Annotated in this window: 20 protein-coding genes and 2 tRNA genes; 7 read left to right on the top strand and 15 right to left on the bottom strand. The window is 64.8% G+C overall.

Translation table 11 applies throughout. The features are described from left to right. Window positions 1-176: 176 nt before the first annotated feature. From pheT to GJV26_RS25030, 8 genes are all read right to left on the bottom strand, one after another. Complete coding sequence (gene pheT / locus GJV26_RS25065) at window positions 177-2,603, bottom strand: phenylalanine--tRNA ligase subunit beta (protein ID WP_155711354.1); 2,427 nt, start codon at window positions 2,601-2,603, stop codon at window positions 177-179. A 61-nt stretch (window positions 2,604-2,664) separates the two neighbouring features. Then, window positions 2,665-3,681, bottom strand: a complete 1,017-nt coding sequence (gene pheS, locus GJV26_RS25060) for a phenylalanine--tRNA ligase subunit alpha (protein ID WP_155711353.1) — start codon at window positions 3,679-3,681, stop codon at window positions 2,665-2,667. 119 nt (window positions 3,682-3,800) lie between these two features. Then, a complete protein-coding gene (rplT, locus tag GJV26_RS25055; protein WP_130188793.1) occupies window positions 3,801-4,163 on the bottom strand; it encodes a 50S ribosomal protein L20 in 363 nt (120 codons plus the stop codon). Between the two features lie 24 nt (window positions 4,164-4,187). Next, entirely contained in the window at window positions 4,188-4,385 is a 198-nt protein-coding gene (rpmI, locus tag GJV26_RS25050) for a 50S ribosomal protein L35 (protein ID WP_057262756.1), read from the bottom strand. A gap of 401 nt (window positions 4,386-4,786) precedes the next feature. Next, window positions 4,787-5,344 (bottom strand): translation initiation factor IF-3, encoded by a 558-nt coding sequence (gene infC / locus GJV26_RS25045; protein ID WP_260117443.1) that lies wholly within the window; start codon window positions 5,342-5,344, stop codon window positions 4,787-4,789. 37 nt (window positions 5,345-5,381) lie between these two features. After that, window positions 5,382-7,289, bottom strand: coding sequence for a threonine--tRNA ligase (gene thrS, locus GJV26_RS25040; RefSeq protein WP_155712713.1), 1,908 nt, complete (start codon window positions 7,287-7,289; stop codon window positions 5,382-5,384). A gap of 242 nt (window positions 7,290-7,531) precedes the next feature. Continuing rightward, window positions 7,532-7,608 (bottom strand) — tRNA-Val (locus GJV26_RS25035). 92 nt (window positions 7,609-7,700) lie between these two features. Further along, a tRNA-Val gene (locus GJV26_RS25030) sits at window positions 7,701-7,777 on the bottom strand. A gap of 166 nt (window positions 7,778-7,943) precedes the next feature. Here GJV26_RS25030 and GJV26_RS25025 point away from each other — a divergent pair. Beyond that, on the top strand, window positions 7,944-8,849 hold the full coding sequence (locus tag GJV26_RS25025; protein WP_155711351.1) for a cation diffusion facilitator family transporter: 906 nt from the start codon (window positions 7,944-7,946) through the stop codon (window positions 8,847-8,849). Between the two features lie 146 nt (window positions 8,850-8,995). Here GJV26_RS25025 and GJV26_RS25020 read toward each other — a convergent pair whose 3' ends face one another. The 3 genes from GJV26_RS25020 to GJV26_RS25010 form a co-directional block, all read right to left on the bottom strand. Next, window positions 8,996-11,239, bottom strand: a complete 2,244-nt coding sequence (locus GJV26_RS25020; RefSeq protein ID WP_155711350.1) for a RelA/SpoT family protein — start codon at window positions 11,237-11,239, stop codon at window positions 8,996-8,998. Window positions 11,240-11,381: 142 nt separating this feature from the next. Beyond that, window positions 11,382-11,735 carry a RidA family protein gene (locus GJV26_RS25015; protein WP_155711349.1) on the bottom strand — a complete coding sequence of 118 codons (354 nt, stop codon included), beginning with the start codon at window positions 11,733-11,735 and terminating at the stop codon, window positions 11,382-11,384. A 43-nt stretch (window positions 11,736-11,778) separates the two neighbouring features. Beyond that, on the bottom strand, window positions 11,779-12,699 hold the full coding sequence (locus tag GJV26_RS25010; protein ID WP_229419440.1) for an alpha/beta fold hydrolase: 921 nt from the start codon (window positions 12,697-12,699) through the stop codon (window positions 11,779-11,781). Between the two features lie 177 nt (window positions 12,700-12,876). On the opposite strand from GJV26_RS25010, the gene GJV26_RS25005 reads away from it, so the two are divergent. The 4 genes from GJV26_RS25005 to GJV26_RS24990 all read left to right on the top strand — a co-directional run bounded on the left by GJV26_RS25005 (window position 12,877) and on the right by GJV26_RS24990 (window position 18,133). Further along, window positions 12,877-13,659 carry a 3-hydroxybutyrate dehydrogenase gene (locus GJV26_RS25005; RefSeq protein ID WP_276530008.1) on the top strand — a complete coding sequence of 261 codons (783 nt, stop codon included), beginning with the start codon at window positions 12,877-12,879 and terminating at the stop codon, window positions 13,657-13,659. Between the two features lie 131 nt (window positions 13,660-13,790). After that, window positions 13,791-15,113 (top strand): dicarboxylate/amino acid:cation symporter, encoded by a 1,323-nt coding sequence (locus GJV26_RS25000; RefSeq protein ID WP_155711347.1) that lies wholly within the window; start codon window positions 13,791-13,793, stop codon window positions 15,111-15,113. 180 nt (window positions 15,114-15,293) lie between these two features. Next, the gene (locus GJV26_RS24995; protein WP_155711346.1) at window positions 15,294-15,956 is read left to right on the top strand and encodes a hypothetical protein; all 663 of its coding nucleotides are present in this window, start codon (window positions 15,294-15,296) and stop codon (window positions 15,954-15,956) included. Beyond that, entirely contained in the window at window positions 15,953-18,133 is a 2,181-nt protein-coding gene (locus tag GJV26_RS24990) for a hypothetical protein (protein WP_155711345.1), read from the top strand. The genes GJV26_RS24995 and GJV26_RS24990 overlap by 4 nt, the downstream gene beginning before the upstream one ends. A gap of 103 nt (window positions 18,134-18,236) precedes the next feature. Here the strand turns inward: GJV26_RS24990 and GJV26_RS24985 are convergent, their stop codons facing one another. Together GJV26_RS24985 and GJV26_RS24980 are read right to left on the bottom strand one after the other, a co-directional pair. Further along, a complete protein-coding gene (locus GJV26_RS24985) occupies window positions 18,237-18,887 on the bottom strand; it encodes a 3-oxoacid CoA-transferase subunit B (RefSeq protein WP_155711344.1) in 651 nt (216 codons plus the stop codon). 10 nt (window positions 18,888-18,897) lie between these two features. Continuing rightward, a complete protein-coding gene (locus tag GJV26_RS24980) occupies window positions 18,898-19,596 on the bottom strand; it encodes a CoA transferase subunit A (RefSeq protein WP_155711343.1) in 699 nt (232 codons plus the stop codon). Between the two features lie 141 nt (window positions 19,597-19,737). Here GJV26_RS24980 and GJV26_RS24975 point away from each other — a divergent pair, with 141 nt between their 5' ends. After that, window positions 19,738-20,298, top strand: a complete 561-nt coding sequence (locus tag GJV26_RS24975) for a LuxR C-terminal-related transcriptional regulator (RefSeq protein ID WP_155711342.1) — start codon at window positions 19,738-19,740, stop codon at window positions 20,296-20,298. Window positions 20,299-20,322: 24 nt separating this feature from the next. Here GJV26_RS24975 and GJV26_RS24970 read toward each other — a convergent pair whose 3' ends face one another. Next, window positions 20,323-20,727: a RidA family protein gene (locus GJV26_RS24970; RefSeq protein WP_155711341.1), complete on the bottom strand. Its 405-nt coding sequence runs from the start codon at window positions 20,725-20,727 to the stop codon at window positions 20,323-20,325. A gap of 121 nt (window positions 20,728-20,848) precedes the next feature. On the opposite strand from GJV26_RS24970, the gene GJV26_RS24965 reads away from it, so the two are divergent. After that, window positions 20,849-21,781: a LysR family transcriptional regulator gene (locus tag GJV26_RS24965; protein WP_155711340.1), complete on the top strand. Its 933-nt coding sequence runs from the start codon at window positions 20,849-20,851 to the stop codon at window positions 21,779-21,781. A gap of 12 nt (window positions 21,782-21,793) precedes the next feature. Here GJV26_RS24965 and GJV26_RS24960 read toward each other — a convergent pair whose 3' ends face one another. Next, window positions 21,794-22,570 carry an SDR family oxidoreductase gene (locus GJV26_RS24960; protein ID WP_189441709.1) on the bottom strand — a complete coding sequence of 259 codons (777 nt, stop codon included), beginning with the start codon at window positions 22,568-22,570 and terminating at the stop codon, window positions 21,794-21,796. Window positions 22,571-22,746 lie beyond the last annotated feature (176 nt).

Raw genomic sequence — 22,746 nt, 5'->3', positions numbered from 1 at the left:
ATGTTGACTATTCTGAATCAATACTGCAGTGCGCGGAAGGCTCGCACCGGTAATTACTGCCGCGCTTAAGCTGTCGCTAAGTTACCACAACGTTACAACAGCGTTACCACCGTGTTAACGCAGCGGTTCACGGCCTGGCGCTACCGAATCGAACGCTTCGACGCACGGCGCTCCGGTTATTTGCGGAGCCGGGCGCCAAGCTTTTGCGTTGCCGCATCGGCCAACGAACCCATCAACGCATCGACGATTTCGTCCTGCAGGGTTGTTTGAGTATCTTGCAAGCTAAAGCGGAAAGCAAGCGATTTCTCGTCCGACGCGAGGCCGACGCCACGGTATTCATCAAACAAAACAATGGCTTGCACGATGCGCCCATGTTCGCTCGCGGTCGCGGCGGCATGGAAGACATCGAGCAGTTCCTGCACCGCCACGGTGTTCGGCACCACCAGAGCAAGGTCGCGACTGGTGCCCGGGAACTTCGAAATCTCGGTATGCACGGGAACTTTGCGTTGCTGCAAAGCAGCGACATCAACCTCGAACACGACCGGCGCTTTCGGCAGGTCGTATTTCTGCAGCCAACGCGGGTGCAGCTCGCCAATGAAGCCGATCACCTTGCCGTCCAGCGACACCGAAGCGGCACGGCCCGGGTGCAGGGCCGGGTGCTCCAGCCTGGCGAAGCGCAACTGGGCGGGCGCAAACAGCGCCTCCAGGTCGGCCTTGGCATCGAAGAAATCGGCGTCGCGGGTTGGCAGGCCCCATTGCTCGTCGGCCTGCGGACCGTAGGCGATCGCGCCCACGCGCTGCGGCTGGTCGTAGCCGGCCACCGTCAGCGGGCCGTCCTGGACGGTCGCATCGCGCCTGTACACGGCGCCCACCTCGAACGCGCGCACACGCGGCGCCTTGCGGTTGACGTTGTAGCGCACGTTGGCCACCAGGCTGCCGATCAGCGACGAGCGCATCACGGACAACTGGCTGGCGATCGGGTTTTGCAGCCTGATCGGTTCCGCGTTGCCGTTGAAGTCCAGTTCCCATTGTGCTTCCACGAAACTCATGTTGACCACTTCCTGGTAGCCCAGGTCGGCCAGCTGGTGCCGCACGGCGAAGATCGAGCGGGTATTTTCCGGCGCGATATGCATCGTGTTCTCGGCGACCGGCGCGCGGGTCGGGATATTCTCGAAGCCGTAGACGCGCGCCACTTCCTCGATCAGGTCTTCCTCGATCTCGATGTCGAAACGGTAGCTGGGCGCCGTTACCGAGAACACGCCGTTTTCAACGGTGAACGGCAGCGCCAGGCGCGTGAAGATGTCGCCGATGACCTCGTCGGTCAGCGGCACGCCGATCACTTTCTGGGCGCGCGCGGTGCGCAGCTGCACGGGCCGGCGCTGCGGCAGGTTGACGACCTGGTCGTCGACCGGACCCACCTTCGTCTCCGCCGTGCCGCAGATTTCGAGGATCAGCGCGGTGATGCGCTCGATGTGCTCGGGGATCGTGGCATAGTCGACGCCACGCTCGAAGCGGTGCGCCGCGTCGGTGGAGAAATTGTACTTGCGGGCGCGGCCCTGGATGGCGTTCGGCCACCAGAACGCCGCTTCGACGTAGACGTTGGTCGTGTCGAGCGACACGGCGGTGGCGTCGCCGCCCATGATGCCGGCCAGCGATTCCACATTCTGCTCGTCGGCCACCACGCCGACCCACTCGTCGACGGAGACCGTATTGCCGTTCAGCAGCTTCAGCGATTCGCCTGCCCTGCCCCAGCGCACCTCGAGGCCGCCGTGGATCTTGTCCAGGTCGAACACGTGCGACGGGCGGCCCAGCTCCAGCATCACGTAGTTCGAGATGTCGACCAGCGCAGACAGCGAACGCTGCCCGCTGCGCTCGAGGCGCTGCTTCATCCAGTCCGGCGTGGCGGCTTTCGCATCCAGGTTGCGGATGACGCGGCCGGCAAAGCGGCCACACAGGTCCGGCGCGCCGATTTTCACCGGCAGCGTTTCATCGAGCGTCACGGCCACGGGGGCACTTTGCGGGGCGTTGAGCGGCGTGCCGGTCAGCGCCGACACTTCGCGCGCCACACCCAGCACGGACAGGCAGTCGGCCTTGTTCGGCGTCAGCTTGATGGTGAATTTCAGGTCGTTCAGCGCGTAGTAATCGCGGAAATTGGTGCCCACCGGCGCATCGTCCGGCAGTTCCAGCAAGCCGCCATGGTCTTCGGAGAGCTTCAGTTCGCGTGCCGAGCACAGCATGCCTTGCGATTCGACGCCGCGCAGTTTCCCGACCTTGATTTCGAACGGCTTGCCGTCCGCGCCCGGCGGCAGGACGGCGCCGGCCGTGGCGCATGCCACGCGCAGGCCTTCGCGCACGTTCGGCGCGCCGCACACGATGTTGAGCAGCGTGCCGGTGCCCACGTCGACCTGGCACACGTTCAGGCGATCCGCGTTCGGGTGCTTCTGCACTTCGCGCACGTGGCCGACCACCACGTTGGTGAACGGCGGCGCGACGGGTTCCACTTCTTCCACTTCGAGGCCGGACATCGTCAGCAGGTGGGACAGCTCGTCCGAAGTCATCTTCGGATCGACCATCGTACGGAGCCAGTTTTCGGAGAATTGCATTATCGATCAGCCTTGAATTCTTGTTAACGAAATTAATGACAGCTTGAACGGATCGAGCCGATTAATTGAACTGCTTCAGGAAGCGCAGGTCGCCTTCGTAGAACAGGCGCAGGTCGTTGACGCCATAGCGCAGCATCGTCAGGCGCTCGAGGCCGGAGCCGAACGCGAAGCCGATGTATTTTTCCGGGTCCAGCCCGAAATTGCGCACCACGCTCGGGTGCACCTGGCCCGAACCGGATACTTCCAGCCAGCGCCCCTTCAGCGGACCGGAACCGAAGGCGATATCGATCTCGGCCGAAGGTTCGGTGAACGGGAAGTAGGACGGGCGGAACCGCACTTCCAGGTCATCCGTCTCGAAGAAGGCCTTCACGAAGTTCAGGTAGACGCCCTTCAGGTCGGCAAAGCTGATGTTCTCGGCGATCCACAGGCCTTCGACCTGGTGGAACATCGGCGAGTGGGTGGCGTCGCTGTCGACGCGGTAGGTGCGGCCCGGCGCGATCACCTTGATCGGCGGCTGGTGGCTGCGGGCGTAGCGCACCTGCATCGGGCTGGTGTGCGTGCGCAGCAGCAGCGGCTTGCCGGTACTGTCGTTGCCTTCGATGTAGAACGTGTCCTGCATCGAGCGGGCCGGGTGGTTTTCCGGGCTGTTGAGCGCCGTGAAGTTGGTCCAGTCGGTTTCGATTTCGGGGCCGCCGGCCACGTCGAAGCCGATCGAGCGGAAGATCGCCTCCACCCGTTCCCACGTGCGCATCACCGGATGGATGCCACCGGGAGCGCGGCCGCGGCCGGGCAGGGTCACGTCGATCGCTTCGGCGTTCAGGCGCTGCTGCAGCTGCGCATCGGCCAGGGCATCGCGGCGCGCGGTCAGCGCGGCTTCGATCTGCCCTTTGGCGGCGTTGATCAGCGCGCCTTGCGCTTTCTTTTCCTCGGGTGCGAGCTTGCCGAGGCCCTTCATCAGTTCGGTAATCTGGCCAGTCTTGCCAAGGTACCTGGCTTTGGCGTTTTCAAGTGCGGCGGCATCCGCGGCGGCGAGGAAGTCAGCCTGCGCGACGGAAACGATTTGTTCGAGGGAGTTCATCCGACTGATTTTCCTATGCTGGAAATGTAAAACGGGGCACCGGTCGTTATCCCGTGCCCCGCTCTTCGCACCACCCATCGGGCGGCACGCAACAATCGATTGCTATTGCTTAGTGATAATTAAGCAGCAGCGATCTTTGCTTTCACGGCGTTGACAATCGCGGCAAACGCCGGCTTGTCCATCACAGCCATATCGGCCAGGACCTTACGGTCCAGTTCGATAGCAGCTTTCTTCAGGCCGTTCATGAAGACGCTGTAGGTCAGGCCGTGTTCGCGCGAAGCCGCGTTGATACGGGTGATCCACAGTGCGCGGAAGACGCGCTTCTTGTTACGACGATCGCGGTAGGCGTACTGGCCAGCGCGCATGACTGCTTGCTTGGCAATACGGTAAACCTTGCTGCGACGACCGCGGTAACCCTTGGCCTGGTTTAATACTTTTTTATGACGGGCACGCGCGGTAACCCCACGTTTTACTCGAGGCATAGTAGCTCCTTAATGAGTGTGAGATTAAGCGGACGGCATCATGCGCAGGACGCTGGTGACGTCGGACGCATTGATGTTACGGGTGCCACGCAGCTGACGCTTGTTTTTGGTGGTTTTCTTGGTCAGGATGTGACGCTTGAACGCCATACCCGATTTGACGGTACCACCCGGACGCACGCGAAAACGCTTCTTCGCAGAGCTTTTGGTCTTCATTTTTGGCATAACACATCTGTCCTCGCGGACAGCTCCAAATAACAGGATCGCAGGTGGCAACAACACGTTGCGCTTGGGTGCCTGCTTTCACTTGTTGATGCAGCGGCTGCGGGGCCACTACATGTTGCGGATTTGATCCCGCAAATTCTTTTCGCCGGCTTCGGAAGCAAAAACCGGTGTCCGACCGCGGCGGCGGACCGACCCGAGGCGTCCGACACCAGCTGATCGGCAGCCGGCAATTATACCGAATTTTTCAACTGCGCACCATCATTGCCGGATGCATAGTTGAAATCCGCCCCGGTAACCTGCAGCGGGATGCAGTTCGGGTCTAGCGCGCGGAACCGTACTTGAGTACGGTCGGTCCGCCGATGCGGAGCACGGTGGACCCGAAATGCGCCCGCTTTGCAGGATTACCGCGGCGGATTTTTTTTCTTGGGGGCAATGATCATGATCATTTGACGCCCTTCCATCTTGGGGAACTGCTCGACCTGGCCGAATTCCTCCAGATCCACCTTCAGGCGTTCCAGCATGCGCATGCCGATATCCTGGTGGGCCATCTCGCGCCCACGGTAACGGAGGGTGATCTTCGTCTTGTCACCATCCTCCAGGAACTTGATCAGGTTACGCAGCTTGATGCTGTAGTCGCCATCGTCAGTACCGGGGCGGAATTTGACTTCCTTCACCGAAATGACTTTCTGCTTCAATTTGGCTTCGTGCGCCTTCTTCTGCTCGGAGTACTTGAACTTACCGTAATCCATCAGACGGCAAACCGGTGGCTGCGCGGTCGGCGCAATTTCCACGAGGTCCACGTTCGCTTCTTCCGCAAGGCGGAAGGCTTCGGCCAGGCTCACGATGCCCAGCGGCTCATTATTGACACCGGAAAGACGCATTTCCGGTGCCGTGATTTCGCCATTGATGCGATGCTGCGACTTGTCAGTAGCTATTGCAGTTTCCTTTAAAAATTTGATGTGGTGGCCGGTTACGGAGCTTCGTTAGAAAGCCCCGTCAGGCTTTGTTGGCGACATCATCAGAGAGTCGCTCTACCAGGGCATCGATGGACATTACACCCAGATCGACATTGCCCCGCGCACGCACGGCCACGGTATTGGCATCCCGCTCCTTATCCCCGATAACCAGGATGTAAGGCAATTTTTGGACGGAATGTTCACGTATTTTATACGTGATCTTCTCGTTGCGCAAATCAGCCGTGACGCGGTAGCCCAGCTTGCGCAGCCTGGCGGCCAGTTCTGTCGCATATTCGGCCTGTCCGTCGGAGATGTTCAGGATGGCGACCTGCACCGGCGCCAGCCACATCGGCAACGCGCCGGCATAGTTTTCGATCAGGATGCCGATGAAGCGCTCCATCGAACCGACGATCGCGCGGTGCAGCATCACCGGCACCTTGCGCGAGTTGTCGACCGCCACGTACTCGGCGCCCAGGCGCTCCGGCATGAAGAAGTCGACCTGCATCGTGCCGACCTGCCATGGGCGGCCCAGCGAATCCTTCAGGTGGTACTCGATCTTCGGACCGTAGAACGCGCCCTCGCCCGGCAGCTCCGTCCACGTCACGCCGCAGGCGCGCAGGCCCTGGCGCAGCGCTTCCTCGGCATCGTTCCAGACTTCGTCGGTGCCGATCCGGTTATCCGGACGCAGCGCCAGCTTGACCTCGATGTTGGTGAAGTCGAAATCCTCGTAGACTTCCATCGCCTGCTGGTGGAACGCCACCACTTCCGGCTCGATCTGCTCGTGCGTGCAGAAGATGTGGCCATCGTCCTGGGTAAAGCCGCGCACGCGCATGATGCCGTGCAGCGCGCCGGACGGTTCGTTGCGGTGGCACTGGCCGAATTCGCCGTAGCGCAGCGGCAGGTCGCGGTACGAGCGCATGCCCGAATTGAAGATCTGCACGTGGCCCGGGCAGTTCATCGGCTTGAGCGCATACGAACGGTTTTCCGATTCCGTGACGAACATGTTTTCGCGGTAGTTATCCCAGTGACCGGTCTTGGCCCACAGGCTCGCATCCAGGATCTGCGGCGCCTTCACTTCCTGGTAGCCGTTGTCCTGGTATTTCTTGCGCATGTACTGCTCGACCTGCTGCCAGATCGTCCAGCCCTTCGGGTGCCAGAACACCAGGCCCGGCGCCTCGTCCTGGAAGTGGAAGAAGTCCAGCTGCTTGCCCAGCTTCCGGTGGTCGCGCTTTTCCGCCTCCTCCAGCATGTGCAGGTACTGCTCCTGGTCTTCCTTTTTCGCCCACGCGGTGCCGTACACGCGCTGCAGCATCTCGTTCTTCGAGTCGCCGCGCCAGTACGCGCCGGCCAGCTTCATCAGCTTGAACACTTTCAGCTTGCCGGTCGAGGGCACGTGCGGGCCGCGGCACAGGTCGGTGAACTTGCCTTCGCTGTACAGCGACACGTCTTCGCCGGCCGGGATCGAGCTGATGATTTCAGCCTTGTAGTGTTCGCCGATCGACTTGAAGTACGCCACGGCCTCGTCGCGCGGCAGCACCTTGCGGGTGACCGGCTCGTCCTTCTTGGCCAGCTCGGCCATCTTTTTCTCGATCGCCACCAGGTCATCCGGCGTGAACGGGCGCTTGTACGAGAAGTCGTAATAGAAACCGTTTTCGATCGTCGGGCCGATCGTCACCTGCGCGTCGGGGAACAGCTCCTTGACGGCGTAGGCCAGCAGGTGGGCGGCCGAGTGGCGAATCACGTCCAGGCCCTCGGGATCCTTGTCGGTGACGATCGCCACGTCCGCATCCTGCTCGATCAGGAACGAGGTATCGACGACCTTGCCGTCGACCTTGCCTGCGAGCGCGACCTTGGCCAGGCTCGTGCTGATGTTGGAGGCCACCTGGGCCACAGTAACCGGTGCGTCGAACTGGCGCACGGACCCATCGGGAAGTCGGACTGATACCATCATTGATCTCCAATCGGCACGGGGCCGTAATAACGCAACTGAAAATAAGGGAAAACGGGGACGAAAAAAAACGCGGACTAGCCGCGTTATCTTTCAATTTGAAAAAGCAAAAGAAAGCCGATCGACTAGCGTCACTCACCAAACCTTACGGTTGTAGTTCGCGGTGTCATAACCGGATTGCCTTTCTCGCTCTTATATTGATGTGCCAGCACTGCCGCGCCGGCCAAGTTGCTACCGAATTCTGGTGGGCGGTGAGGAATTCGAATCCCCGACCCCTTGGATGTCGACCAAGTATTCTAACCAGCTGAACTAACCGCCCTCTTGTACTGCGTTGCACTTCCACTACCATACTGCCTTGCTGTCCTGAATTCGATGAGGCCGCCCCACACCGTGGAGCACCTCTTCGCATTCTGGTGGGCGGTGAGGAATTCGAATCCCCGACCCCTTGGATGTCGACCAAGTATTCTAACCAGCTGAACTAACCGCCCAATGCCGAGCATTATAGGGACGACTCGCGAATATGACAAGGGTCAAATTTGATCCGTTCACTGCCGGCATGCGAGGCGTCATCCGGACCGCCCTCTGCCGTCCATGCGAAATCATGCGCGCCCGGCACGCGTGCTATATTTTTGCGACACACCCGACCGGACAATAATGAACGCCACCAGCCACCTGCACGCCCACCTGAAGGGCGACGCCAAGTACAAGCACCAGCGCGCCGACCGCAGCCAGTCGATCCTTGCCTGGGCCGTGGGCCTGACGCTGGTGTTTGCCTGTGTCGAAGTTGTGGCCGGCTTCATGGCCAATTCCCTTGCGCTGATTTCCGATGCCGGCCACATGGTCACCGATGCCGCGTCGCTCGGGCTGGCGCTGTTCGCGCAGCTGATCGCCAAGCGGCCGCCGTCGTCGCGCTATTCGTTCGGTTTTGGCCGCGCGGAGGCGCTGGCCGCCTTCGTCAACGGGCTGGTCATGCTGCTGGTGATCGGCTGGATCGTGTTCGAAGCCGTGCACCGGTTCGCCCAGCCCCAGGCCGTGCAGGGCGGCACGGTTGCCGGCGTTGCCGCCATCGGGCTGGTGGTGAACGTGCTCGTCGCGTTCGTGCTGTCGCGGGACCGCGAAAGCATGAATACGCGCGCGGCGCTGGTGCATGTACTGGGCGACATGCTCGGCTCGGTGGCCGCGCTGGCCGCCGGTATCGTCATCTACTACACGGGCTGGATGCAGATCGACCCGCTGCTGTCGCTGCTGGTGTCGCTGCTGCTGCTGAAATCCACCGTCGGCATCCTGCGCGAATCGGGCCACCACCTGATGGAAGGCGTGCCCGACGATATCGAATATGAAAAGGTGGGCAACGACCTCGAAGGCGTCGACGGCGTGGCCTCGGTGCACGACCTGCATGTATGGGACATGGCGCCGGGGCAGCCGGCGCTGATCGGCCACGTGGAAGTGCACGACCTGCAGCACTGGCCCGCCGTACTGAAGGCGATCCGCGCGATGCTGCTGGAAAGGCACGGCATCGACCACGTCACGCTTCAGGCCGAGCTCGCGGGCCGACAGTAGAGCCGCGAACACAGGCCCCATGGCGGCGTTGCATTCGTCTCGCCGTACTAAAGTACTGTCTTCGACGATGCGCCTTGCCCTGAGGCCCTTGTTCGCGGCTCTAAATCAGCGGCTTTCCAATGAACGGCATTCCTGCTGCTGCGGCATCACGCCCGCCGCGCTTCCAGCACGCCGGGCACTTCGCCGATCGCCACCAGTGCCTTGTGCAATTGCGCCGTGGCGCCGATCTCCGCCGTGAATGTCATGCGCGCCTGTCCTTTCGCGCTTTGCGTGTTCACGCCGATCACATTGATCTTTTCGCGCGAGAACACTTCCGAGATATCGCGCAACAGGCCCTGGCGGTCGCCCGCCAGCACGAACAGGTCGACCGGGTAGACGGTGTCGCCGCGGCCGTCGCCCCAGTCGGTGACGATCACGCGTTCCGGCGCCTTGGCGCGCATCTCGGCGAAGTTCTTGCAGGAGAGCCGGTGGATCGACACACCCTTGCCGCGGGTGACGAAACCCACGATCGGGTCCGGCGGTGCCGGCTTGCAGCACCTGGCCAGCTGCGTCATCAGGCCTTCGGTGCCCACCACCAGCACGCCGGACTTGGCGCCCTGCTCGGTCGACGAAGCGCGGCTCTTGTTGGCCACCATTTCTTCTTCGGGCGCCGCCGGTTCGGCACTTTCGTGCAGCGCATGCTCCACGTGGCGCAGGCTGAATTCATCCTTGCCCACCGCCAGGAACAGGTCGTCCACCTTCGGGAAGCCCAGCTTCTGCGCGAGCGCTTCCAGGTTGACGGCGGTCTTGCCCTCGCGCTGCAGCGTTTTTTCCACCAGGGAGCGGCCATGGGACAGCGTTTCCTGCACGTCGATCGCATGGAACCAGGCACGCACCTTGGCGCGCGTGCGCGCGCTCACCGCATAGCCGGCGCTCAGCCAGTCGCGCGACGGGCCGGCCGTGCCGGGCGCCCCTTTCGCCGTGATGATCTCGCACGTCTGCCCGCTTTTCAACTGCGTGTTGAGCGGCACCATCACGCCGTCCACGCGGGCGCCGCGGCAGCGGTGGCCCACGTCGCTGTGCAGGTGGTAGGCGAAATCGATCGGCGTCGCGCCGACCGGCAGTTCGAGCACGCGCGCCTGCGGCGTGAGCACGAAGATGCGGTCGTCGAGCGTTGCTTCCTTGAGCTTCTCCACCCATTCGCGCTGCAGCTCTTCCTGGCCGACGACGGCATCGGCCACGTCGGTCTTCCACGCCAGCAGCTGGCGCAGCCAGGCGATCTTCTCGTCGTATTTCTGGCCCTGGAAGCTGGAATTGCCCTCTTCCTTGTAGCGCCAGTGCGCCGCCACGCCGTATTCGGCGAAGTTGTGCATTTCCTGCGTGCGGATCTGCACCTCGAGCGGCCGGCCGTCGTCCGCCATCACCACCGTGTGCAGCGACTGGTAGCCGTTCGGCTTGGGGCGCGAGATGTAATCGTCGAATTCCTTCGGGATCGGCGTCCAGATGTTGTGCACCAGGCCGAGCACCGCGTAGCAGGTCTTCACATCGGCGACGATCACGCGGAACGCGCGCACGTCGTACAGCTCGGTGAAATCGAGCTCCTTGCCGCGCATCTTGTTCCAGATGCTGTAGATATGCTTCGGCCGGCCGAACACCTCGGCGCCGATGCCGGCCGCGGCCAGCTCCGACTGCAGCCGCGTGATCGACTGGGTGACGAAGCTTTCGCGCATCATGCGCTTTTCTTCGAGCATCTTGGCGATGCGCTTGTAGTTCTCGGGTTCGATGAAGCGGAACGACAGGTCTTCCAGCTCCCACTTGATCTGCCAGATGCCGAGGCGATTGGCCAGCGGCGCATACAGGTCGAGCGTTTCGCGGCCGTAGGCGCGCGTCATGTCGTTGAAGATCTTCTGGTCGGCGAACCAGCGCAGCGTGCTGCAGCACGAGGCCAGCCGCACCAGCACCACGCGCATGTCGGTGGCCATGGCCAGCAGCATCTTGCGCAGCGTTTCCATCTGCGCCACCGCCTGCTGGGCCGCGTTCTTGCCGCGGGTGGCGGCGGGCGAACCCTGCGTGAGCTCGCGCAGCCGGATCAGCTGGTGCACGCCGGTGACGAGGTCCGCCACTTCCCTGCCGAACTTCGGCTCGATCGCGATGCCCTGCGCCGGATCGAGCAGGCACAGCTCGAACAGCAGCGCGGCGATGCGGGTGGCCGCGTCGGTGTTGAGCAGCGCCAGCGTGCCGGCTGCGCCAACGGCGAAATCGAAGGCCGGCTGGCCGCTGGTGCATTGCTTGCCGGTGTAGGCCGTGCCGGCGAAATCGAGCGCGGCGAGAACCCGTGCGCCGTCTTCGGCGGACAAGCCCATCACCAGCTGTTCGGACGTTGCGCTGTTCAGCGCCGCGATGGAGACCATGACAAACCTTATTTACTGCGTGTTCTGCAAACTGCCGGGGAAAGCGGAAGCCGGAACGCCGGTTACCCGCGCATGGCCAGCTGAATACGGCGGCTGGATACGCCGGCCGATACGCCGGCTCATCGAGCCGGCGATGCCGCGATCAACGCTGGGCGGCGACGACGACGATCTCGACCAGCCAGGCCGGGTTGGCCAGCTTGGCCTCGACGGTGGCGCGCGGCGGGGTGTGGCCCTGCGCCACCCACTCGTCCCACACTTCGTTCATGGCCGGGAACAGCGCGATGTCGGCGATGAAGATCTGGGTGGACAGGATGCAGCTCTTGTCGCTGCCGGCTTCGGCCAGCAGCTTGTCGATCGCCGCCAGCACTTCGCGGGTCTGGCCCTGGATATCGGCGCCCGGGTCACTGGCGGCGACCTGGCCAGCCAGGTACACGGTGTTGTTATGGATCGCCACTTCGGACATCCGCTTGCCTACATATAGTCGTTTGATTTCCATTTCTTCTCTTTTCTACAGGTTCAACAAAACGGGTTCAACAAATTTACAGCTCCAGCAAGAATTCCCTTGCGATCGCGATCTGGTCGTCGTGCACGAACGTGGGCGCATGGCCCACGCCGGCGATCTCCACCAGCCGCGCGCGCGGCCCGCGCTGCGTCATCGCCTGCGCCGTCGCGTGCGACAGCAGGTCGGAGGCCGCGCCGCGCACCAGCAGCGTCGGACAGCGGATCGCATCGTACGCGGCCCACAGCACGTGCTCGTCGGCGGCCACCGATTCCGGCGTGGCCGCGCGGAACGGCTGCGCCAGGGCCAGGTCGTAGTGCCGCACCCAGCTGCCGTCGGCCTCCTGGCGCAGCACGTCGCGCGCCATCTTTTCCCATTGCGCTTCGGTGTGCGGCCCGAACGATGCGGAAACGTCGCGCACGAAGCGCGCGCCTTCCGCGAAGCTGGCAAAGCGCACATCCTGGCCGATGTAGTCGCCGATGCGGCGCAGCGCCGCCGGGTCCAGCACCGGGCCGATGTCGTTCAATACCAGGCGGCCGATCGGGCTGTCCGGCAGCGATGCCAGGCCCATGCCGATCAGCCCGCCCATGGACGTGCCGAACCAGGCCACCCGCGTGTCTGCGCCGCCACCGGCGCATACCCGCGCCAGCAGCGTGACCATGTCGCTGACGTATTGCGGCACCCGGTACAGGTCCGGATTGCGCAGCCGGCCGGAACGGCCGCGGCCCACCACGTCGGGGCACACCACCCGGTAGGTATCGGCCAGCGCGCGCGCCAGGTCGTCGAAATCGTCGGAAACCCGCGTCACGCCGTGCACGCACACCAGCACCCTCGGGTTGGCCGGATCGCCCCATTCCTGGTACGCCATCCGGTGCAAACCCGCCGGGGAGATGCACTGCACGGACTTGATCACGGACCTGATCGCCGGCTTGTTCGACGCCATGCTCGCTGCTTGGACCATCCTGGCCTCCTGCCGGATATTGGTTTTTGGGCTACATTCTACCGTGCGTTGCCGCTAAAATCCCCTGCAAGTGTAGCGCAGCGAAGAAAGCAGCCGGGAATCGCAACTTGCATCGGCGGCGGCGAGCCGTCATCAACTATGGAGCAGACCATGAGCAGCACACCATCGAACGGGCAGATCCTGTCCGGCAAAACGGCCCTGGTAACGGGATCGACCTCCGGCATCGGCCTGGGCATCGCCCGCGCGCTGGCCGCGGAGGGCGCCAACATCGTGTTCAACGGGTTCGGCAACGCCGACGACATCAGCGCCCTGCTGTCCTCGACCGCGCAGGAATTCGGCGTGCAGACCGTACACCACAATGCCGACATGAGCAAGCCGGCCGAAATCGAGGCGCTGTTCGCTTACGCCGCCCAGCAGTTCGGCGGCATCGACGTGCTGGTCAACAATGCCGGCATCCAGTTCGTGGCCAACGTGGAAGATTTCCCGGTCGAGAAATGGGATGCCATCATCGCCATCAACCTGACGTCGGCCTTCCATACCACGCGCCTGGCGCTGCCGCGGATGCGGCAGCAAAACTGGGGTCGCATCATCAACCTGGCCTCGGCACACGGCCTGGTGGGCTCGGCCGGCAAGTCGGCCTACGTGGCCGCCAAGCACGGCCTGGTGGGCTTCACCAAGGTGACGGCGCTGGAAACCGCGCAGACCGGCATCACCGCCAACGCGATCTGCCCCGGCTTCGTACTGACGCCGCTGGTCCAGAAGCAGGTCGACGACCGCGCCGCGCGCGACGGCCTGGCCAACGATGATGCCAAGCGGGCGCTGCTGGCCGACAAGCAGCCGTCCGGCGACTTCGTCACACCCGAGCAGCTGGGCGCCCTGGCGGTGTTCCTGTGCAGCGACCTGGCCATCCAGGTGCGCGGCGCGGCGTGGAACGTGGACGGCGGCTGGGTCGCCCAATAAGGCCCGGCTCTACGTAGTAGCCACATTGTGGTTATCCCTGATAGGGGAAACCACAATGCGGATAATCACAATGGTGATATCTGAGATGGTTTGCGATGATGGAAGCCTTGGGAAGCCACGGAGACTCCATCATGAAAAAACCGTTTTACAAAATCTTGTACGTGCAGGTACTGTTCGCCATCTTCGTTGGCGTAATGCTGGGCATTTTCCTGCCGGCCGACGCCGTGGCGATGAAGCCGCTGGGCGACGGCTTCATCAAGCTGATCAAGATGATCATCGCACCGGTGATCTTCTGTACCATCGTCGCCGGTATCGCCGGCATGCAGGACATCAAGAAAATCGGCCGCGTGGGCGGCAAGGCGCTGCTGTACTTCGAGGTGGTTTCCACGTTCGCACTGGTGATCGGCCTGTTCGTTGCCAATATCGTCAAGCCCGGCGCCGGCTTCAATGCCGATCCGGCCACGCTCGACACCAAGGCGATCGCGCAGTACACCGAGAAGGCCTCGCACCAGACGACCACCGACTTCCTGCTGCACATCATCCCGAACACGATGGTCGATGCCTTCGCCAAGGGCGACATCCTGCAGGTGCTGCTGATCTCCATCCTGTTCGGTTTCGCCCTGTCGCTGCTGGGTGAACGCGGCAAGCCGCTGGTCCACATCATCGAAGAGGTGGGCGGCGTCATCTTCGGCATGGTCAACATCGTCATGAAGGTCGCCCCGATCGGCGCGTTCGGCGCGATGGCGTTCACCATCGGCAAGTACGGCATCGATTCGCTGCTGCCGCTGGCCAAGCTGATGGGTTCGTTTTACCTGACCTGCCTGCTGTTCATCTTCATCATCCTCGGTTCGATCGCCCGCTTCACCGGCTTCTCGATCGCGCGCTTCATCGGATATATCAAGGAAGAGCTGCTGATCGTGCTGGGCACCAGTTCGTCGGAAAGCGCGCTGCCGTCGCTGATGAAGAAACTCGAGAAGCTGGGCGCGTCGAAGCCCGTCGTCGGCCTGGTTGTCCCGACCGGCTACTCGTTCAACCTGGACGGCACCAACATCTACATGACGATGGCGGCCCTGTTCGTGGCGCAGGCCACCAACACCGAGCTGACGCTGATGCAGGAATTGACGATCCTCGGCGTGGCGATGCTGACCTCGAAGGGCGCGTCGGGCATCACCGGCGCCGGCTTCATCACGCTGGCCGCGACACTGGCCGTGGTGCCGACGATCCCGGTGGCCGGCATGGCGCTGATCCTGGGCATCGACCGCTTCATGAGCGAAGCGCGCGCCCTGACGAACTTCATCGGCAACGGCGTGGCCGCCCTGGTGGTGGCCAAATGGGAAGGCGAGCTGAACATGGATACCATGAAGCGCGAACTGGCCCATCCGTCCGCTCCGCACGAGCCGCTGGAAGAAACCAAGCACGGCGAAGACATGCCGGCGCAGCCGAAACAGGCCTGAATCAACCCTGACCCTGGCGTTTGAATGACAACGGCCCCGCATCGCGGGGCCGTCGTTCGTTTACGGACTGTCATGCGGCGTTGCAATGCGGGAGCCGTGGTGCGGCGCCCGTGACAAAGTGTGAGTTTTCCACAGGCGCCGGCCTGCTATGCTGCGGGCCCGCCCCGACCCAGCCATTCCATGTTCTTCGTACCGCCCGATCCGCCGCCCGCCGCCATCGTCTGGCTGTGGCGCGACGCGCCCGTGCCGGCCTGGTCGCAGGCCACCGTCGCCGTCGTCGACCGCCACATCTGGCTCGCCGGGGACAAGGTGCTGGTGCGGCCCGGCGCGCGGCCCCGGCAACTGCCTGCCTCAACGGCCGTGATTCCCGTGGTGCACGTGGAGATCGACCCGCTGCGGCCGCCCCGCGCGTTGCGCCACGCCGAGGCTGCCGTGCTCGATGCGATGCGTTCGGCCGCGCGCGCCACCACGTCGGGCTGGGTGCAGCTGGACCTGGAAGCACGGCCGTCGCACCGCGCCGACTACCGCGCGCTGGTCCGGCACGTGCGCGCCGCGCTGCCGGCCGACATCAGGCTCAGCGTGACCGCGCTCGGCTGGTGGTGCCGCTCCGGCGCCTGGCTCGACGGCCTGGCCGCCGACGAAGTGGTGCCGATGTTCTTCCGGATGGGGCGCGACAACGCGGCGCTGCGCGACATCGTCGCCACGCGGCCGGCGGTGCTGCATCCGGCGTGCCGCGCGTCCGCGGCCGGGTTCTCCCGCCAGGAGCCCTACCCCCGCCACGTGACCGTGCGTTACCGGCGCACTTACTGGTTCGATGAAACGGCATGGAAGGATCATCAGTGAAACGAGTGCTCGAGCGGGTACTGGCCGCGATGCTGTGCATGGTGCCGCCGCTGGCCGGCGCCAGCGGCGACCATGGCCCCAGCTACACGCAGTTCCGCGCCTGGACGGCGCCGGACATCGCGCTGCCGCGCTTCCAGGCCGGCGAACTGGGCATCGTGCAGCCCGGCATGCGGCGCGTCTACCTGTACACCGCCTGGCGCGCGATCGCGCTGGGCCCGCGGGCGGCGCAACTGCCCGGCCTGGATGGCGGCCTGGCGCGCGCCGACGGCAGCGCGTTCGGCTACGGCTGGTCCGAACCGGATGAAACGGCACCGTACCCGCTGATCAGCCGCCTTGCCGCCGCGCTGCACCTGGACGGCGACGACGAGCAGGTGCGCACGATCGCCGCCTGCCCCGCCACGGCGACCACCTTCGCGGTGCGCACGCTGGACCTTGCCTCTGCGCGGCCGGACGCCACGCCGGCCCGGCTCGATGCCTGGGTGGTCGCGCAGCAGCAGGTCGGCGCGGCGTGCCAGGCGGCGCAGGATGCACGCTACCGGTTCGGCGACGGCAAGGCCGTGCATGCCGGCGCCCCGCCGCCACCGCTGCCCGACGGCGAACCGGCATTCTGGCGGCACGCCCGCGAATACCAGCGCGCGGCATGGTACTTCCACGTCGAACGCCATGCCGACAGCGCAGCCCTGTTCGACCGCATCGGCGCCACGCTCGGCCATGCGATGCGCCAGCTCGGCCAGTACCTGGCCCTGCGCGCGGCGATCCGCGACGCCGTCGCCACGGCGAAAGGCGCGGAGCCGGCGCGGCGCGAACAGCTGGCACTGCAGCTCGAGGGCCGGGGCGCACGGATCGTCGCCGATACGTCGCTGGCGCCGATGCACGAAGCGACGCGGGCGGCATTGCGCGCGATGCGCGTGGCACTCACGCCGGAGAGCCGCCTCGCGGCATTGAGCCGCCACCTTGCCGATCCGGCCGCCGATCCCTTCGCGCTGGACCGGCTGGGCGACTGGGGCCTGCTGGCGGACGGCGGCCAGGCCGCCGCGCTGCGGTCCCGGCACGATTTCATCGACTGGATCGAAACCGTGCGGGAATGCGCCGGCAGGAAGGACTGCGCCGCGCAAGCCGCGCATGCGCTGGAACGCTGGCGCGCCACTTCGGGCCGGCCGTGGCTCGTAGCGGCACTGATGCTGGCCACCGCCATGCCGCCGGAGCTGGAGCGCGCCGCCATGGTGGTGGCACCGGGCGAGCCTGCGTACCTGACGGTGCGCTATCACCTGGCGCGCCTGCTGCGCCTGGCCGGGCGGCGTGCCGAAGCCCGCGCGGTGGCCGACGGCGTACTGCGGCGCCAGCTTTCGCCAGGCACCCGCAACCTGCTGCGCGAAGAGCGCTTCGCCACCGCCACGTCGGTACGCGACGCGGCCCGGTACCTGCTGCGCACCAACATCGACTGGGGCGAACGGGGCGTCGTGCGGGAAGATGCCATCAACGACGATGGCCTGCGCTGGCTCAACGAGCGCCTGGCGGTGGCGGACCTGGTCGGGCTGGCGGGCGACGACGCATTGCCGGCCGGATTGCGGGCCCGCATCGCCGGCGCGGCGTGGATCCGTGCCGGCCTGCTCGGCAACGTGCAAGACGGCAAGCGGGCGGCCGCGCTGCTGGCGCAACTGGCGCCGCCGATGGCGCAGGCGGTGGCGCGCTACACCCGCGCGGCGTCCGCCGCACCGGCCGGCCAGGCGCGCCACGTCATGCTGGTCGAAGCCATGCGCTTCGGCCTCGGCGCACAGCTGACGATGACAGCGGAACCGGTCGCCGCCGTCGCGCCGGGCGACGTCACGGCTTCCGGCTGGTGCTCGTTCCGGCCGGCGCGCACCGCGGCCGTGGCCTTCCCATGGCGCCTGCCCGGACCGCCTGCGCCGGGCGGCACGCCGGCGCAACGCAAGGAGGCGGAGCGCCTGGCGCCGCTCAAGACCGCCACGGGCATGCTCGGCGACGACATCATCGAACGGGCGGCCAGCCATCCGGACGATCCGGAACTGCCATGGCTGCTGCATGTCGTGGTGATGTCCACCCGCGGCGGTTGCCTCGACGCGGATGCGAAGCGGTTGTCGCGCAAGGCATTCACGGTGCTGCACCGACGTTATCCGGACAGCGAATGGGCCAGGCGGACGCCGTATTTCTACTAGCCCGGCGCCAACCCCGGCGCCAATGAAAAAGCCTCCCGGGCATGTACCCGGAAGGCTGTTTTATCGCCCCCTCATCGACCGCCGCTGCGCGGCGGGCGCGCCGTCAAACGGCCGACAGGTCCAGCTCCACGCCGGTGGCCGCGGCGATCTGCTCCTTCGTCACGTCCGGCGCCAGTTCGATGACCTTCAGGCCCGTATCCGTCACCGCCAGCACGCCCAGATCGGTGATGACCAGGTCCACGACACCCACGCCCGTCAGCGGCAGGTCGCACTGCTTGAGCAGCTTGTGGGACGTGGTGCCGTCCTTCGCGGTGGCCACGTGTTCCATCAGCACCACCACTTTCTTCACGCCGGCCACCAGGTCCATCGCGCCGCCCATGCCCTTGACCATCTTCCCGGGGATCATCCAGTTCGCCAGGTCGCCCTTCTCGGACACCTGCATCGCGCCCAGGATGGCGAGATTGATCTTGCCGCCGCGGATCATGCCGAACGAATCGGCCGAGCTGAAATACGCCGAGCCGGGCAGCGCCGTCACGGTCTGCTTGCCGGCGTTGATCAGGTCGGCGTCCACTTCATCGTCCGTCGGGAACGGGCCGATGCCGAGCAGGCCGTTTTCCGATTGCAGGAATACTTCGATATCGGTGGGCACATAGTTGGCCACCAGCGTGGGCAGGCCGATGCCCAGGTTGACGTAGAAGCCGTCCTGCAGCTCCTTGGCCGCGCGCGCGGCCATTTGATCACGAGTCCATGCCATGTTCTTCTCCTCAGGCGGTGCGCACGGTGCGCTGTTCGATGCGTTTTTCCGGATGGGGGTTGTGCACGATGCGGTGCACGAAGATGCCGGGGGTATGCACGGCGTCCGGATCGATCTCGCCAATTTCCACCAGTTCCTCCACTTCGACGATCGTGATCTTGCCGGAGGCGGCCACGTTCGGATTGAAGTTGCGGGCCGTCTTGCGGAAGATGAGGTTGCCCGCCTTGTCGGCCTTCCACGCCTTCACCAGCGCCACGTCGGCCACCAGGCTGCGTTCCATCACATACTGCTCGCCGTCGAATTCACGGATTTCCTTGCCGTCGGCAACGATGGTGCCCACGCCGGTCTTCGTGAAGAACGCCGGAATGCCGGCGCCGCCGGCGCGCAGCTTCTCGGCCAGCGTGCCCTGCGGCGTGAATTCCAGTTCCAGTTCGCCGGCCAGGTACTGGCGCGCGAATTCCTTGTTCTCGCCGACGTACGAGGCGATCATCTTCCTGATCTGGCGCGTTTCGAGCAGCTGGCCGAGGCCGAAGCCGTCGACGCCGGCATTGTTCGAGATCGCGGTCAGGCCCTTGACGCCGGAGTCGCGCAGCGCGAGGATCAGCGCCTCGGGAATGCCGCACAGGCCGAAGCCGCCGACGGCGATCGTCTGCCCGTCCTGCACGACGCCGGCCAAGGCGGACTGCGCGTCCGGATATACTTTGTTCATTGTGCCCCCTCCATATTTGATAAGCTAGGCATCCGCCTACGTGGCGTTCCAGAATAGGTTACCAGCAAGGAAAGTACAATACAGTAGAAATACGGCCGTAACGTAACCGCCTGCACACAAGAAAAGACACGAGACAGCCCGATGAATGCCCCGTACGAGATCGATTATGAAACCATCTTCCGGTTCGCGCCGGTGGGTATGTGCATTTCCGTGAACCGCGTGATCCAGTCCAGCAACGACGCGCTGACGCAGATGTTCGGCTATGCCCACGGCACGCTCGACGGCCAGTCCTTCTGCGTGCTGTACCCCACGATGGATGAATTCCTGCGCACGGGCCACCGCATCATTCCGATCATGAACGCGCGTGGCCGCTACTCCGACGAACGCATCATGCGCCGCGCCAGCGGCGAGCTGTTCTGGTGCCACGTCACCGGCCGCGCGCTCGACTGCGCCGACCCGCTCGGCGCCGGCGTGTGGACGTTCGAGGATGTGTCCGAAAAGCGCCCCGTCTCGGCCGAACTCACGCCGCGCGAACGCGAGATCGCCGCCTTCCTCGTCGAGGGCAAGACGAGCAAGATGATCGCCCGCGAAACGGGGCTGTCGCCGCGCACGGTGGAGATGCACCGCGCGAAGCTGATGCGCAAGTTCGCGGCCGCGACCTCGTCGGAGCTGGTGCACAAGCTGGTAGGCATGACGCGCTGATCCGCTTGCCGCAGCGCGCCCGCGTCAGTCCGGGGTATCGCCGGGAATCCTGGCGATCACCTTGATCTCGAACTGGAAACCATACAGCCAGGTGACGCCCACGGCGGTCGCGTTGGGATACGGCGCCGCGCCCCAGTATTGCTGCGCCACGCCCCAGATGCGCTCGAAATGCGTTTCGGGATCGACGATGAACAACGTCACGTCCACCACGTCCTCGAACGCGCACCCGGCCGCATGCAGCACCGCGTTCAGGTTGTCGAACGCGCGGCGCACCTGCGCGTCCGGATCGGGTTCGGGCGAACCGTCCTCGCGGCTGCCCACCTGCCCCGACACGAACAGGAATCCGCCCGAACGGACCGCCGGCGAATAGCGGTTTTTTTCATACAGGGCCTGGCGGCCCGCTGGAAACACGACATCACGTACAGTCATCACGACTCTCCTGGAAATCCCGGCTTGGGACAACGGGACTGTACCGCCGCGCGCGGGGCGGATAAACAGGCTGGTTCACACAAGTCTGTTTGTATAATCCAAACAATGTCGAGGAGAATGGATGGACCGGTTTGATGCGATGACGGCCTTCGTGCGCGTGGTCGAGGCGGGCAGCTTCACGAAAGCGGCGCAGACACTGCACATGAGCCGGGCCACGGTGACGCAACTGGTACAGCAGCTCGAGGCGCGGCTGCGCGTGCGGCTGCTGAACCGCACCACCCGCCAGGTCAACGTGACGGCCGACGGCGCGGCCTATTACGAGCGCGCCGTGCGCCTGCTCGCCGAACTCGACGACATCGAAAACGGCTTGCCCGGCGCGGCCGCGGTGCCGAAAGGCCGCCTGCGCGTGGATGTGCCCAGCCCGCTGGCGACGCTGGTCCTGGTGCCGGAACTGCCACGCTTCTACGCCATGTATCCCGACATCGAGATCGACATGGGCGCCAGCGACCGCAAGGTCGACCTGATCGGCGAAAGCGTCGATTGCGTGGTGCGCGGCGGCGAACTGGCGGATGGCTCGCTGACGGCCCGCCGCGTGGCCGACCTGCGCCTTGGCGTGTATGCCGCCCCGTCCTACCTGGCACGCGCGGGCACGCCCGCGCACCCGGAAGAACTGTGCGCGCCGCATCACCGCATCGTTGCGTTCCGCTGGTCCGCCGACAGCGGCACCCTTCCCTACCTCATGCGCAACGGCGGCGAGACCGCGCGCGTGGCGGGCCGCCACATGCTGAGGATCGACGACGGCAATGCCTACCTTGCGGCCGGCGTGGCGGGGCTGGGAGTGCTGTGGCTGCCGGACTACATGGCGCGCGCGCACCAGGCCCGTGGCGAACTGGTGCCGCTGCTCGAAGCCTGGCACATCGACCCGATGCCGCTCTATGTCGCCTGGCCGCCGAACCGGCACGTGAGCCGGAAACTGCGGGTATTCATCGACTGGATCGTCGACGTGATGGCCCGGCACTCTTCACGAAGCGCGCAAGCCCCGGGGCAGCCGTAGGCTGCCGGCCCGTCACTGCGCCGTCATCCCGTCATCGGCCGATATCACCGCGCCGTTGATGAAGTGCGCATCCTCGCCGGCCAGCAGCAGCAGCAGGCCATCGAGGTCTTCCGGCTTGCCCGGCCGCTTGCGGGGCAGCATTTCGATCAGCCGCCTGCCCTGCTCGCTGGCGAAATAATCCTCGTTGATCTCCGTGGAGATGTAGCCGGGGCAGATCGCGTTGGTATTGATGCCGTAGCGGCCCCATTCGACCGCCATCGCCTTCGTCATGTGGATCACGCCGGCCTTGCTCATGCAATACACGCCGATCTGCGGCAGCACGCGCTGCCCGGCCACGGAGGCGATGTTGATGATCCGGTGCTGCTTTTTCGGGTCGCCCTTGGCGCGCGCGATCATCCGCTTTGCCGCCTCCTGGGCCACGAAGAACGCGCCGCGCAGGTTGGTGTCCATGACGAAGTTGTAGTCTTCCGGCGTCACGTCCACCAGCCGCTGGGTAGTCGATACGCCGGAGTTGTTGACGAGGATGTCGATCGGCCCCGCCTCCGTCTCCGCGTGCGCGATCGCCGACTTGATGCTGGCGTAGTCCGTCACATCCAGTGCCACCACGTGGGCGGCGCCGCCATCGGCCTCGATCTCGGCGCGCAATTCCTTCAGGCGCTCGGTGCGGCGCGAGGCCAGTACCACCTGCGCGCCGGCGCTGGCCAGCACCTTCGCGAAGCGTGCCCCCAGGCCGCTGGAAGCGCCCGTCACGAGTGCGATCTTGCCTTCAAAATTGACTTCGATACCCACGGCTTGCTCCTTGTTCTCGTTCGACTGCGCGCTCGATTGCCATTCACGGCCCGCCCGCTTCGGGACGGTTCCAGGTTCGCTTCGGCGTTGCTATGGTGTTGCTCCGGTGTTGCTCCGGTGTTGCTCCGGTGTTGCTCCGGTGTTGCTCCGGTGTTGCTCGTATCTTACACAATTCG

The sequence above is a fragment of the Pseudoduganella dura genome, assembly GCF_009727155.1.
GTDB lineage: Bacteria > Pseudomonadota > Gammaproteobacteria > Burkholderiales > Burkholderiaceae_D > Rugamonas > Rugamonas dura.
This window is presented reverse-complemented; position numbering and strand designations above follow the sequence as displayed.

Bases quoted from the DNA above. Each gene is read 5' to 3' on its own strand.
- pheT (WP_155711354.1), bottom strand. From the start codon at position 2,603: ATGCAATTCTCCGAAAACTGGCTCCGTACGATGGTCGATCCGAAGATG.
- pheS (WP_155711353.1), bottom strand. From the start codon at position 3,681: ATGAACTCCCTCGAACAAATCGTTTCCGTCGCGCAGGCTGACTTCCTC.
- rplT (WP_130188793.1), bottom strand. From the start codon at position 4,163: ATGCCTCGAGTAAAACGTGGGGTTACCGCGCGTGCCCGTCATAAAAAA.
- rpmI (WP_057262756.1), bottom strand. From the start codon at position 4,385: ATGCCAAAAATGAAGACCAAAAGCTCTGCGAAGAAGCGTTTTCGCGTG.
- thrS (WP_155712713.1), bottom strand. From the start codon at position 7,289: ATGGTATCAGTCCGACTTCCCGATGGGTCCGTGCGCCAGTTCGACGCA.
- GJV26_RS25025 (WP_155711351.1), top strand. From the start codon at position 7,944: ATGAACGCCACCAGCCACCTGCACGCCCACCTGAAGGGCGACGCCAAG.
- GJV26_RS25020 (WP_155711350.1), bottom strand. From the start codon at position 11,239: ATGGTCTCCATCGCGGCGCTGAACAGCGCAACGTCCGAACAGCTGGTG.
- GJV26_RS25015 (WP_155711349.1), bottom strand. From the start codon at position 11,735: ATGGAAATCAAACGACTATATGTAGGCAAGCGGATGTCCGAAGTGGCG.
- GJV26_RS25010 (WP_229419440.1), bottom strand. From the start codon at position 12,699: ATGGTCCAAGCAGCGAGCATGGCGTCGAACAAGCCGGCGATCAGGTCC.
- GJV26_RS25000 (WP_155711347.1), top strand. From the start codon at position 13,791: ATGAAAAAACCGTTTTACAAAATCTTGTACGTGCAGGTACTGTTCGCC.
- GJV26_RS24995 (WP_155711346.1), top strand. From the start codon at position 15,294: ATGTTCTTCGTACCGCCCGATCCGCCGCCCGCCGCCATCGTCTGGCTG.
- GJV26_RS24985 (WP_155711344.1), bottom strand. From the start codon at position 18,887: ATGGCATGGACTCGTGATCAAATGGCCGCGCGCGCGGCCAAGGAGCTG.
- GJV26_RS24980 (WP_155711343.1), bottom strand. From the start codon at position 19,596: ATGAACAAAGTATATCCGGACGCGCAGTCCGCCTTGGCCGGCGTCGTG.
- GJV26_RS24975 (WP_155711342.1), top strand. From the start codon at position 19,738: ATGAATGCCCCGTACGAGATCGATTATGAAACCATCTTCCGGTTCGCG.
- GJV26_RS24970 (WP_155711341.1), bottom strand. From the start codon at position 20,727: ATGACTGTACGTGATGTCGTGTTTCCAGCGGGCCGCCAGGCCCTGTAT.
- GJV26_RS24965 (WP_155711340.1), top strand. From the start codon at position 20,849: ATGGACCGGTTTGATGCGATGACGGCCTTCGTGCGCGTGGTCGAGGCG.